Genomic DNA, 12,173 nt, shown 5'->3' on the forward strand with positions numbered 1-12,173 from the left:
CCTACCCGACGGGGACGGCCGTTCGCGCCGGCGCCGGGGTCCACCGCACGTGCGTCGTGTCGTCGGCACCGTCCCGCAGCAGCGACAGCCGCGGCGGCACCTTGTCGGTGCGCGACGTCGGCGGCCGGCGCCGGCCCGCCTTCCACGGCAGCGGCCACGACGCGCCCGCTCCCGTCCAGTCCTGTTCGGCCGCCGCGTGCAGCGTCCAGTTGGGGTCGTAGAGATGCGTGCGGCCCAGGGCGCAGAAGTCGGCGCGGCCCGCCAGGAGAATGGAATTGACGTCGTCGTAGGACGAGATCGCCCCGACGGCGATCACGGCCACGCCGGCCTGCGCGGCCACCTCGTGACGGATCCGATCCGCGAACGGCGTCTGGTAGGACCGCCCGAACGCCGGCGTCTCGTCCTTCGTCACCTGCCCGGTGGACACGTCGATCGCGGCGGCGCCGTGCGCGACGAACGCCCGCGCGATCTCCACGGCGTCGGTGACGGTGTTGCCGTCCGGCGCCCAGTCCGTCGCAGACACGCGGACCGTCACCGGGATCGACGACGGGACCGCGGCGCGGACGGCGTCGAACACCTCGAGCGGGAAGCGGAGTCGATTCTCCAGCGACCCACCGTAGGAGTCGGTGCGGTGGTTGGCGATCGGCGAGAGGAACGACGACAGCAGGTAGCCGTGCGCCGCGTGCACCTCGATCAGATCGAAGCCGGCCGCGACGGCCCGCTCGGCCGTGGCGACGAAGTCCCGCACCACGGCGTCGAGATCGGCACGCGTGGCCTCCCGCGGCACGTGGCACCCGTCGCCGTAGGGCAGTGCGGACGGGCCGATCACCTCCCAGTTGCCGTCCTCGAGCGGCTGGTCGATGCCGTCCCACATGAGCTTGGTAGAGCCCTTGCGGCCCGAATGTCCGATCTGCACACCGATCTTCGCGGCGCTGTTCTCGTGGACGAAGCGCGTCACCCGCGCCCACGCGTCCCGCTGCTCGTCGGTCCAGAGGCCGGGGCACCCGGGGGTGATGCGGCCCTCGGGCGAGACGCAGGTCATCTCCGTCATCACCAGTCCCGCGCCGCCGAGCGCCTTCGAGCCCAGGTGCACCAGGTGGAAATCGGACGGCACACCGTCCGTCGCGACGTACATGTCCATGGGCGAGAGCACGATGCGGTTCGCCAGCTCGAGCTCGCCGATCCGGCCCGGGACGAACATGGCGGGAGCGGACTCGACTCCGTTTCCGGCCGCGAACCGCGACTGGACCAGCGCCGCGAAGTCCGCGTCCCGCTCCCGCAGGTTGTCGAACGTGATCCGGCGCGAGCGCGTCAGCAGGTTGAAGACGAATTCCGTGTCCGCCTGATCGGCGTACAGGCCGATGTTCTCGAACCACTCGAGCGAGGCCTGCGCCGCGCGCTGCGTGCTCTCGACCACCGGCTTGCGCTCCTCCTGGTAGGCGGCGAGCGCGGTCTCGATGTCGGCGTGCTCGTGGACGCACGCCGCCAGGGCCAGGGCGTCCTCCATCGCGAGCTTCGTCCCGGAGCCGATGGAGAAGTGTGCGGTGTGGGCGGCGTCGCCGAGCAGCACGACGTTGCCGTCGAACCACCGCTCGTTGCGCACCGTGTGGAAGTTCAGCCACTTCGAGTTGTTGGTCAGAATCTCGTGGCCGTCCAGCGTGCCGGCGAAGATCTCGCGGATGCGCTCGACCGCGTACTCGTCGGAGACCCCGGGCGGGAAGTGCTCGTGCTCGGTGCGATCCAGACCCGCACGGCGCCAGACGTCCTCGTGCATCTCCACAATGAACGTGGAGCCCTGGTTGGAGTACGGATACCCGTGGATCTGCATGGTGCCGAACTCGGTGTGGGCGACGATGAACTGGAACGCCTCGAACACCTTGTCGGTGCCGAACCAGATGTACTTGTTGTCCCGGCGGTCGAGGGTGGGCCGGAAGACGTCCTCGTACCGCGTGCGGACCGCGGAGTTCAGTCCGTCGGAGGCGATCACCAGATCGTAGGTCCGCCGCAGCGTGTCCGGATCCGGCGCCTCCGTCGAATACTGCACGGTGACACCGAGATCGGCGACCCGCCGCTGCAGTACCTTCAGCAGTTCCTTGCGGCTCATCGCGGCGAAACCCTGGCCGCCGACGGTGTAGGACCGGCCGTCGACCTCGACGTCGATATCGGTCCATCGAGCGAAGAGTCGCTCCATCTCGTCGTGGACCACCGAGTCCGCGCCCTCGATGCTGCCGAGCGTCTCGTCCGAGAACACGACGCCGAAGCCGAAAGTGTCGTCGTGAGCGTTGCGCTCCCACACGTCGATGCGGTGGGTGGGGTCGAGCTGCTTGGCGAGAGCGGCGAAGTAGAGCCCACCGGGCCCGCCGCCGACGATGGCGATCCTCATGACCGTGCCTCCTGGTCCGCCGGCGCCTCGAGGGCCTGCCGGAGCTTGAAGTGTTGGAGTTTGCCGCTCGAATTGCGCGGCAGGGTGTCGACGAAGCGAATCCGGCGCGGGTACTTGTACGGCGCCAGTTCGGCTTTCACGTGATCCTGGATGGACCGCACCGTCTCCTCGGTGCCCGATACGCCGTCGCGCAGGACGACGAAGGCACTGACGATCGATCCGCGATCCGGGTCCGGCTCGCCCACGACGGCCGCTTCCATCACCGCCGGATGGCCGTCGATGCAGGCCTCCACCTCGGGTGCGCCGATGTTGTACCCGGACGAGACGATCATCGAATCGGTGCGGGCGCAGTAGAAGTAGTACCCGTCCTCGTCCCGGTAGAAGGTGTCCCCGGTGATGTTCCACCCGTTCTCGACGCGCTCGAACTGACGGTCGTCGGCGAGGTACCGGCATCCGACGGGCCCGATTACCGCGAGCCGACCGGGCGTTCCGTCCGGCACCGGCTCGCCGTCGTCGCCCAGGATCGCCGCGCGGTACCCGGGCAGCGGCTTGCCGGTGGAGCCGGGGCGAGGCGCGTCGGCCGCCGCCGTCGACAGGAAGATATGCAGCAGTTCGGTGGCCCCGATGCCGTCGATCACCTCGAGGCCGATCTCGTCGCGGATCCGGGTCCACACGCCGGTGGGGATGTGCTCGCCGGCGCTGACGGCGACGCGCAGGCCGGCCAGCCTGGACAGTTTGTCGGCCTTGATGATCTGCCGGTACGCGGTGGGCGCGGTGGCCAGCACGGTGACCTTCTCCGCCTCCACCAGATCGGCGAGGGCCGGCGGGGTGACGGCGTCGGTCAGCAACGCGCACGCCCCCGCACGCAACGGGAAGACGACCAACATGCCGAGGCCGAAGGTGAACGCGAACGGTGCGGTGCAGGCCACCACGTCGTCGCTGCGCAAGCGCAGACCCCGAGACCCGAACGTGGCGTCGATGGCCAGGACGTCGCGGTGGAAGTGCATGCAGAACTTCGGCGTTCCGGTGCTGCCGGACGTCGGGGCGAGCAGGGCGACGTCGTCCGCCGCCGTCTCGACCGGCACGAAATCCGTGGGCTTGCCCGCCGCTCGGGCCACCAGATCGTCGGCGTCCGGTCCACCGACCGGCACCACCACCAGATCGGGAGCGGAGTCGTCACGCACCGTCCGGACGTCGTCGACCGCCCGGTGGTCCACCAGTGCCACGGTGGGGCGTGTCTTCTCGACGATCGGCCCGAGCTCACGCGCTCGAAGGGCGCTCATGACCACGACGGCGACACCGCCGGCCTCGAGCACCGCCAGCCAACAGGCCACGGCCAGAGGGGTGTTCGGGGATCGGAGAAGAACGCGGTTGCCGGGCTGCAGGTTCAGGTCCTCGGTGAGCACCCGCGCGATCCGATGGGTGTGGTCGCGCAGGTCCCCGAGCGTCCATGCGGTGCCGTCGGGAGTCCGCAGGGCCGGGCGGTCCGCACCGAAGCGCTCCACGGCGCGCTCGATCAGTTCCGCCCCGGCGTTGAGCCGATCCGGGAACTGCAGCTCGGACGTGGTGAATTCGAGCGTCGGCCACAGCTCGGCGGGGGGCAGGTTGTCGCGAGCGAAGGTGTCGACGTACGCGCTCGGCGACAGCGCGTCGGGGCCGGTGGTCCCGGTGGGGACGGTCACTGTCGGGTCGGTGTCGATGACCCGCGCTGCGGGGTCGGTGTCGATGACCCGCGCTGCGGGGTCGGCGGCGAAATCCGTGCTCATGTCACGGCTCCTTCCGAGTCGGGTCGATCATGCCTTCCTGGACGACAGTGGCCAGGTGAATACCGTCCGGGGTGAAGAATCGTCCGAGTCCGACACCGCGACCGGCGTCGGCGGACAGGGCCTCCTGTGTGTAGAGCAGCCACCCGTCGAGATCGCCGGGGGCGGGAGCGCGGTGGAACCACATGGCGTGGTCGAGGCTGGCGGTGACCAGACCCGGCTCGGCCCACGGGTGACCGAGAGCGCGCAGGACGGGCTCGAGAATCGTGTAGTCACAGGCGTAGGCCAGGGCCGCGACGTCGCGCTGCGCGTCGGTCAGGCCCGGCACCGGACGCAGTGCGTCGAACGGACGAATCCACAACGCCTGGTGCGGATCCCGCCCCCCGTCGACCTCGAGGTAGATCGGCCCGGGCACGTGGCGCATGTCGACCCCGCGCCCGCCGCTCCAGTACTGCTTGCTCACCTCGGTCATCGACGCGTCGTGGGTCACGGGGCGGTCCGCGAGGTACTGCGCGGACGACGGGAGGTCGTCGGGAGACGGGAGGTCCACGGGGGCGACGCTCGCCGTCGAGCCGCTCTCGCCGCCGGCGGCGAACGAGGCCAGGGCCAGATACGCCGTCTTGCCGTTCTGCAGTGCCCGCACCTGCCGCGTCGCGAAGCGCCGTCCGTCGCGCACGATCTCGACGTCGTAGTGCACCGGTGCCCCGATGTCGACCGGGCGCAGGAAGTACGAGTGCATGGAGTGCAGCGTCTTGCCGTCGGTGACCGAGCGGAGCGCCGCCGCGGCTGCGGCCGCGACCATGTCGCCGCCGTACGCCTTGGGCCACGGGCACGGTTGCGTCACCGCGGTGAACGCCAGATCCGCCGCGACCGGGTCCGCCGGCGTCAGGGTGATGGCGTCGGTGACGACGGCGGAGGTCGGGGCATCGACGGTGGTCACGGCCGGTCCAACCAGTTCGGCAGCGACTCGTCGGCGACCGCGGGGAGGTTCACCACGATGTTGTCGGGGGTGCGGGTGGTGAGCCAGTGCAGCGGCTCGGTGCGGGAAAGGTTGCATTCGATGTGGGGCATGAACGGCGGCACGAAGACCCAGTCGCCTTCGTCCATGTCGATGTAGTCCTGGTAGTCCTCGCCGAAGTAGATGCGGGCGCGGCCGGAAAGGACGTAGCCGCCGGTCTCGGCCTCACCGTGGTGGTGGGCGAGGGAGCGGTAGCCCGGCTCGTTGCTGACCTTGCCGTACCAGATCTTCGTAGCGGGGGTGTGCTGCGGGCCGACGCCGGAGATGCGCGTGGCCCCCTCCGTCTGGCCGGTGCGGCCGTCCTCCTCGCCGGCACGGGTGACCACGGGGATCACGCGTCCGCCCTCGCTCGCGTACTGCGAGTTGTCGCCCTCGAGGACGTAGTCGGTCTGTGCGGTCATGGCTGGTCTCCTTCGGTCGGCGAATTCTGTCGGGTGGTGCGAATGACGTTGCGGAGCAGTCCGATCCCTTCGATCTCCGTCTCGAGGACGTCGCCGTCGGCGAGCCAGCGGGCCGGGTCGCGGGACATGCCCACGCCGCCCGGCGTGCCGGTGAGGATCAGATCCCCCGGCCGCAGCACGGTGAAGGTCGAGACGTACGCGAGGAGATCGGCACTGTCGAAGACGAGGGTCTTCGTCGAATCCCGTTGCACCTCATCGCCGTTGACCCGGCAGGTGATGGTCAGGCCGGCGGCGGGATCGACTTCGTCGGGAGTGGCGACGACGGGCCCGACGGGCGTGGTCGCGTCCCAGGCCTTGCCCTGGAACCACTGGAGGGTGCGTCGCTGCCAGTCACGCATCGAGATGTCGTTGGCCACGGTGTATCCGAGGATCGCGGCCTCGGCCTCGGCCCGGGAGGCATGCCGAATCGGTCGGCCGACCACCACGGCGAGCTCGGCCTCCCAGTCCACCTGCGCGTCGTCCGGCACGACGATGTCGTCCGTCGGGCCGATCAGCGTGTCGGCGAACTTCGCGAACAGGGTGGGGTACTGCGGGCGATCGCGGCCGGTCTCGGCGATGTGGTCGCCGTAGTTCAGGCCGCAGCAGATCACCTTGGTGGGAGTCGGGACCGGCAGCGTCATGGCGTCTCCCGGTCGATGGGGTCGCGGCGGTTCATGTAGCGAGTTTTGCACGACCGTCGCAAGTACGCAATAGATCGGTTAGGCTCGATCCGACGGCACCCCACCGAGACGAAGGATCGACATGACGCACCTGCCCGTGAACCCCGCCGCCCTGCCCGCCCCCAGCGGCTACTCGCACGGCACCCTCGCCGGCAACACCCTCTACCTGGGCGGTCAGACGGCGCTGGACAAGAACATGCGCATCGTTCCCGGCGGCATCGTCGAGCAGTTCCGGCAGGCGTTCGGCAACGTCCTCACCACGCTCGCCGAGGCGGGCGGACAGCCCGAGGACCTCGTCAGCATCACGATCTTCCTCACCGACATCCCCGACTACCAGGCGCAAGGCCGGGAGATCGGACGCGTGTGGCGGGAGCTCGCCGGCCCCGTCTACCCCGCGATGGCGGGCATCGGCACCACCGGGCTATGGCAGCCCGAGGCGCTCATCGAGATCATGGGCACCGCCGTCATTCCGGAGGATCGGGTGCAGCGGCCCACAAATTGAACTCCACCTCACGACCGAACGGTGGTGCACTCTTCCTTCACTGTCGAAGACCGCTCGTGCTCACTCCACTCGTCATCACCGGCGGAGGACTGCTGATCCCCCATGTTCGCCACCTCGCCGACACCGGCCGCGGTGTCGTCGGGTTGGTCGCCAACGCACTCGTCATAGTCGGTGCGATCGCCGTCGGCGCTGTCGTCACAGGCGGACTCGTCGCGGGCGCGGCCGTGCTCGCGCTGATCGCGTCCGCATGCCTGTTGGCCATCCCGCTCGCGCTAGTCGGACGGCAACGGCAGCAAGGGCACCTTGCGCGCCGCTACTACCGACCCTCGCGCCACCCCACCAGGTGACGCTTGTCGAACAAGTCCCGTGAGTAGATCGCGGACGCCACGACCGCGACCGCACCGATGCCCACCGCGTACCGCCAGTAGTCGGCCACCGCCGTCTCCTCCTCCCCGATCCACGCCATGAACACCAGCACCATCACCGCGACACCGACACCGGTCGGGACAGCCACCATTACGGCGCGCACCCAACTCGGCGCGGTCGGGGCCAGCACGCGCATCACCGCCCGGACTGCGAGCCCGACGAGAACGGCTGTTCCTCCGAGGAGTGTGCACACCACGACCACCAGGACTGGGACGCCCGCGGCCACCAGCACGACGAGTCTGCCGAACTCCCCGAGGTCGATCCCGTTCGACACGATGACAACACCGATCGCGACCAAACACGCGGCGATGGTGCAGAACGCCGGCCAGAGCATCGCCTGCACCCGCCAGCTCAGCCCGGTGCGGCGATAGCGAGGGTCGTCGGGGTCGGGCACGCCTTCGAGCCTTCCATGCCGCCGCGCGATATCGTCGGTATCCGACCGTCGACGAGGGTCACGGTCGACATCACAGGTCGTCGCATACCGCGCGTCCAAGCCGCCGCTGCTGCGGTAGTGCATGGTCGGCCCATGTGTGCGGCCATCGACGCTCACACGAGGGCCCTCACGTCCTCGATCACCACGCTCGACAACGACACCGTCCTCGCGCGCGCTCACGCCGCGGGCGACACCCGCACCAGTTACGTCGAACCTTTCTTCGACGCCGCAGTAGCCGCCTTCGCTTTGCACTTTGCGGCAGACACCGCACTGGCGAAGACATACAACGACGCCGTCGAAGCCGGCCGAATCGCAATCCGCCGGACCGCCCGCGCCGCGCAAAACGACGCGGCGGGCGGCGAGACGCCCCGCCCGCCCGGCGAGGGACACACAATTTCACACTCATGCGCCGGCGACTGCGCAGTGCGGGAAAAAGCCCGCCGACCAGGGGGTGGTCAGCCGGCTCGACTAGGTGCTACCGCGGCGAGGGTTCGTCGTCAGGCGGGTCGGGCTTCCGATAGTCGTCCAATGGCTGCGCCCAACGAGCACGCATGGCTCGATCTTCTTGCAACCAGCGGAGCACCATTCTCGATGTCTCCCTGTCGATCTCCTCGGTGCTCGCTCCCTGCTCTATCAACTTTCTCCGCACCTGGCGTATCTCCTCGCTCCGCTCAGCATTCAACTCGAACGAACGTTGCTCGTTGACAACGCGCCGAGCGTCGGCCACCGCGACCCGCTGCTGCTGAATGCGGGCCCGTCGAGACTTTCGGAGAACAGACGATACGGAACTCGCAAGAGCAACAAGAATCGAGACCAGGGATCCCACCAACGAAAACACAGTGCCCGCCAGTCTGTCCGTGACCGCAAACGAGAAGGCGATCACGAACAGAAATAAGCCTACAGATATGGACCAGCCATAGATCGCGCCGCCATTCTGAACAAAGCGCTCTTTCCAGCGCGCCCGAAACGTACTCTGGTCGGCCTTGAGTCGTCGATCGAAGTCAACCAGCTCCCGCGCGATAGCGCCGATGACGACGTCGTTCCGATCGACCCCCGCCGGCATGTTCTTCGCAATGTCCACTAGGTTCTTCAACCGCTCGTGCGGCGTCTTCCGAGCGTTGCGCGTCGCAATCCACGCCGTCACCAGTACGAACACCGCCGGCGCGACCACGAACCGCACCCACTCGCCCCACCCGTTCATGCGCGCATCATGGCAGAACGGTTCGACAGTCGCCGCCGAGCGGATCGACCGTGCGCAGCGATGCGCAGTGGGGGCTGCCCCCCCGGTCCCGGACCCCAGTTGAACGCTGCCGAACGAACACCCCTCCCACGCTCAACTTCACGCCCCCGAACCGTCAGCGGTGTTCTCAGCGCCCCGAATCCACCCCACTAGGGTTCGACCCAAAACATTCCACGAATCTGCGCCATGTTCTCCGCACGCCGAGCATCCGACACCGGCTGAGCACGCTTGAGCGCCAGCTATCACACCGGTGCAGGTTGCCGACGACGAACACGCATAACCGCGCAAAGTTGGCCGGGCGTCAGGTACTCAGTGCTGTTGACCCGGCGGCATTCCCAAAAGTCGGTTACACTTTTGGGTGTGCGGATCACGGTGTTGTCCAGTGCCCTGGCGCATGGCATCACCGACGACGAGATCCGCGCCGTGATGTCGTTTTACGTCGCGCGGATCGCGTTGACGCCGCGAATGGTGGGGGCACAGCCGTTCCTCTACATCGCACCGGCGGCCGCCGACGAACCGTGGATCGAGGTCATCGCCGACCTGCTCGACCCCGAAGTGGCGGTGGTGTTCCACGCGATGATGCTGCGCCCCGCTCTCGTCGCCAACCTCGAGCTCGACCAGCTCATCACCCCGATCTACAGCCGCCAACGACGATGACGAGGAGAAAGCTCATGGCAGACCCGGTACGCGAGGAGGACTACGGGGCAATGGCTGACGACTACGCCACCACCCCACCCACCTCCGACGAAGTCGTCGCCATCGACGTCAACCCAGCAGCACTGGCCATGGGGCGCCCCCGTGACGGCGCCGGCAAAGGCCGCAACACGCCGGCTATGTCCGTCCGATTCCCCGCCACCATGCGCGCCGACATCCACCGCCGCGCACAAGCCGACGACGTCCCCGACGCCGATATCGTCCGACGGGCCGTCGACGAATACCTCCACCGCCATCCCGTCACCTGAGACGCCACAAAAGTGTCGTTCACCAGGTCACCGACCACGTACCCGCACCGCACCCGCGGCGGCCGACGGGTGCCGACGTGACGGGTCGGCTTCGGACACCGTGGCGGCGCGTCGCCGCGGTGACGCCGGCCATCGTGGTGGCCCTGCTTCTCTGGGTCTACTTCCAGGACATCGTGGGCAACGGCCTGAACCCGGGGACGTGGTGGTGCATCGAGCACTACGGGTTCCCCGCGAACTTCGACTACATCGCGCACACCGGTGCGGAGCGGATCTGGTCCGGTGTCGCCGACTGGTGGAGCTGGACACGGCCGGGGATGACGTGCAGGTTCACCGACGTCGTCACCAAGGCCTCGGTCGAGGTTCGACCGCCCGCGTCGCGGAGCGTAGCGGCGGCGGTGCTCTGGCTGGCTCTGGCCGGCGCCACCGCTGTTCTCATCGTTCTGCGGCGGACGCGACGGAGTTGATGTGCCGATCCGATAACTCACCTGCCGAGCGCATCGGGCTGTGCGGCCATCATCGACACCACGTCGTGAGGAGTGAACCGTACGGAGTGCTCGTCGGATTGGGAGCGTCGACGACCACCTTCTCATGGTCGTCGGTCGGGCTCTACCCATAGGTGGGGCGCTGATCCTCGTCGGTGTGACCGCCCCGGGACGCGAGTCGATGCAGCGGCGGTCACGCCGCCGAACCGGTGATCGCTGACCGTCCGGCCAGTACACGGAAGCGCAGAACAGCGCTGATCGCACCGACCGTGGCGACGAAGATCAACGGTGCCAATCCGGTCTGGTCGTCGTCCGGAAGCACCCGATGGTACGCGAACATCGCGGCGGCGGTGACCGCGCCGACGACCACACCGCCTGCGAATCTGCACAGGTGCTTCGAACGCCCGGGTCGGTCGAATAGCCCGACCTTCTCGACGCCGGCACACGCGAGCGCCGACGCCAAACCGACAGGAATGCCCTGGAAGACACCGAAGAAGACGAAGCCGAGGGCGAGCAGGACGGCGCCGGGGCTGGACACGATCCCCGACCAGCCGTGCCCCGCCACAACGAGCGAGACGCTGTAGGCGACAGCGACGGGTAGACCCACCGTCGTCCCCCGGCGCAACTGCCCTGTAGCCACATGGTGAGCGTACGGACAGGCCCGGCATCGTGACCCGAACAAACCCGCTTGGACAGCAGCATCCATTCGTGTCGACGCTGCGTTTCGGGTGGCTGAACGGAACTCGGGGGCGGTCCTGCGCGGCGGCGATCTCGCCGGCCGACTGCGGGGGGGCGTGCCGGCCCGAGGCCAGGGGCGTCGGACGGCGAGGCGTCCCCGTGTGCTGCAGGCCTTCTCACACGACGGCAGGGCGTGGCGAGAGGCGCACAGCTACCGCGGCGCGGGAGCCTCGTCCACGTAGGCGTGCGCCGGCTTCTCCAGCAGCTCGCGAATCGACCCGAAGAGGTTCCTGGCCGCGGCGCCCGGCCACGGATCGGGCAGCAGGCTCGCGGGGAGGCCGGGATCACGGTAGGGCAGCCGTCGCCACGCGGTGAGCACGCGCACGTAGTCGGCGAACGCGGAGGCAGGGTCCGCGGCGGGATCTGCAGCACGCCACCGCTCCGCGATCGGGGTGACGCGGGAGACGAAGCGTCGATAGGACGAGGCGAGCTCGTCCAGGTTCCACCACTGTCCGACACGGTCGGCGGCCTCACCGGACATCAGACTGCTGCCGGTGAAGACGTCGGCGTAGCTGTCGAGTCCCGCCCGCGCGAGGACGACGCGGCAATCCTCGGCCAAGTGAACCGGGGCGATCCACACTCCCGACGTGACGTTGCCGAAACCCATGCCGGACAACCGGGTTCGGAGTGCGTGCCGGTTCTTGCGTTCGCTCTCGGGCACCGAGAACACGACCATGACCCACTCCTCCCCCGTCTCGGGGGGCGGCGAGAAGATGCGGCGATCACCGAGGGCGAGGATCTCACGCGCGACGTCGGACAGCGCGTAGCCGGCGGTGGTGCCCCGCTTCTCGGCCACGAGGATGCCCCGTCGCTTCAGGCGCGAGACGGCCGAGCGCACCGCCTGGGCGTCGACCCCGAGCGGTTCGAGCAGCCGGATCAGCGTGCCGACCCCCACCCAACCGCCGAACTCGCGTACGTAGAGGCCGAACACGGTGACGATGAGGGACCGCGGAGGCGCCCCCTCGGGGCTGCCGTAGGCGCCGTCGGTGTCGGCAGCGAGGCCGGTCGCGAGATCGTCGGCGGCGGCGAACTCGGCCTCCGCAGCGCTCTCTCGGACACCGGTCATGCGAACATCGAACCACGCGCGCTCCCGGCAATTACAGTCG

The 12,173-nt window shown here is 68.8% G+C and carries 14 protein-coding genes; 5 read left to right on the plus strand and 9 right to left on the minus strand.

From position 1 onward, the window contains the following. Position 1: 1 nt before the first annotated feature. Genes A3Q40_RS13300 through A3Q40_RS13320 form a run of 5 tightly spaced genes read right to left on the minus strand, consistent with a single transcriptional unit; the run spans position 2 to position 6,245 of the window. Entirely contained in the window at positions 2-2,383 is a 2,382-nt protein-coding gene (locus tag A3Q40_RS13300; protein ID WP_068102843.1) for a bifunctional salicylyl-CoA 5-hydroxylase/oxidoreductase, read from the minus strand. After that, entirely contained in the window at positions 2,380-4,149 is a 1,770-nt protein-coding gene (locus tag A3Q40_RS13305; protein WP_082833917.1) for an AMP-binding protein, read from the minus strand. Before A3Q40_RS13305 ends, A3Q40_RS13300 begins: the two co-directional genes overlap by 4 nt. Before the next feature lies 1 nt (position 4,150). Further along, positions 4,151-5,086 carry an acyl-CoA thioesterase gene (locus tag A3Q40_RS13310; RefSeq protein ID WP_068102845.1) on the minus strand — a complete coding sequence of 312 codons (936 nt, stop codon included), beginning with the start codon at positions 5,084-5,086 and terminating at the stop codon, positions 4,151-4,153. Beyond that, positions 5,083-5,565, minus strand: coding sequence for a cupin domain-containing protein (locus A3Q40_RS13315; protein ID WP_068102848.1), 483 nt, complete (start codon positions 5,563-5,565; stop codon positions 5,083-5,085). Before A3Q40_RS13315 ends, A3Q40_RS13310 begins: the two co-directional genes overlap by 4 nt. After that, complete coding sequence (locus tag A3Q40_RS13320; RefSeq protein ID WP_082833918.1) at positions 5,562-6,245, minus strand: fumarylacetoacetate hydrolase family protein; 684 nt, start codon at positions 6,243-6,245, stop codon at positions 5,562-5,564. The genes A3Q40_RS13315 and A3Q40_RS13320 overlap by 4 nt, the downstream gene beginning before the upstream one ends. A gap of 121 nt (positions 6,246-6,366) precedes the next feature. Here A3Q40_RS13320 and A3Q40_RS13325 point away from each other — a divergent pair, with 121 nt between their 5' ends. Together A3Q40_RS13325 and A3Q40_RS13330 are read left to right on the plus strand one after the other, a co-directional pair. Further along, entirely contained in the window at positions 6,367-6,786 is a 420-nt protein-coding gene (locus A3Q40_RS13325) for a RidA family protein (protein ID WP_068102850.1), read from the plus strand. Between the two features lie 56 nt (positions 6,787-6,842). Further along, on the plus strand, positions 6,843-7,133 hold the full coding sequence (locus A3Q40_RS13330) for a hypothetical protein (RefSeq protein WP_068102851.1): 291 nt from the start codon (positions 6,843-6,845) through the stop codon (positions 7,131-7,133). Here the strand turns inward: A3Q40_RS13330 and A3Q40_RS20275 are convergent. Together A3Q40_RS20275 and A3Q40_RS13340 are read right to left on the minus strand one after the other, a co-directional pair. Then, the gene (locus tag A3Q40_RS20275; protein WP_157889587.1) at positions 7,103-8,035 is read right to left on the minus strand and encodes a hypothetical protein; all 933 of its coding nucleotides are present in this window, start codon (positions 8,033-8,035) and stop codon (positions 7,103-7,105) included. The genes A3Q40_RS13330 and A3Q40_RS20275 overlap by 31 nt on opposite strands. 85 nt (positions 8,036-8,120) lie before the next feature. After that, the gene (locus A3Q40_RS13340) at positions 8,121-8,816 is read right to left on the minus strand and encodes a hypothetical protein (protein WP_162269849.1); all 696 of its coding nucleotides are present in this window, start codon (positions 8,814-8,816) and stop codon (positions 8,121-8,123) included. Between the two features lie 429 nt (positions 8,817-9,245). On the opposite strand from A3Q40_RS13340, the gene A3Q40_RS13345 reads away from it, so the two are divergent. The 3 genes from A3Q40_RS13345 to A3Q40_RS13355 all read left to right on the plus strand — a co-directional run bounded on the left by A3Q40_RS13345 (position 9,246) and on the right by A3Q40_RS13355 (position 10,311). Continuing rightward, positions 9,246-9,542: a hypothetical protein gene (locus tag A3Q40_RS13345; RefSeq protein ID WP_068102856.1), complete on the plus strand. Its 297-nt coding sequence runs from the start codon at positions 9,246-9,248 to the stop codon at positions 9,540-9,542. A gap of 14 nt (positions 9,543-9,556) precedes the next feature. Further along, positions 9,557-9,847, plus strand: a complete 291-nt coding sequence (locus A3Q40_RS13350; protein WP_068102858.1) for a hypothetical protein — start codon at positions 9,557-9,559, stop codon at positions 9,845-9,847. A 77-nt stretch (positions 9,848-9,924) separates the two neighbouring features. Further along, the gene (locus A3Q40_RS13355; RefSeq protein WP_068102859.1) at positions 9,925-10,311 is read left to right on the plus strand and encodes a hypothetical protein; all 387 of its coding nucleotides are present in this window, start codon (positions 9,925-9,927) and stop codon (positions 10,309-10,311) included. Between the two features lie 211 nt (positions 10,312-10,522). Here A3Q40_RS13355 and A3Q40_RS13360 read toward each other — a convergent pair whose 3' ends face one another. Together A3Q40_RS13360 and A3Q40_RS13365 are read right to left on the minus strand one after the other, a co-directional pair. Then, positions 10,523-10,969, minus strand: coding sequence for a hypothetical protein (locus A3Q40_RS13360; protein WP_157889588.1), 447 nt, complete (start codon positions 10,967-10,969; stop codon positions 10,523-10,525). 249 nt (positions 10,970-11,218) lie between these two features. Beyond that, positions 11,219-12,133 carry a PaaX family transcriptional regulator gene (locus A3Q40_RS13365; RefSeq protein WP_068102862.1) on the minus strand — a complete coding sequence of 305 codons (915 nt, stop codon included), beginning with the start codon at positions 12,131-12,133 and terminating at the stop codon, positions 11,219-11,221. Between the last annotated feature and the right edge of the window lie 40 nt (positions 12,134-12,173).

The organism is Rhodococcus sp. PBTS 1 (genome assembly GCF_001620025.1).
Lineage (GTDB): Bacteria > Actinomycetota > Actinomycetes > Mycobacteriales > Mycobacteriaceae > Rhodococcoides > Rhodococcoides kroppenstedtii.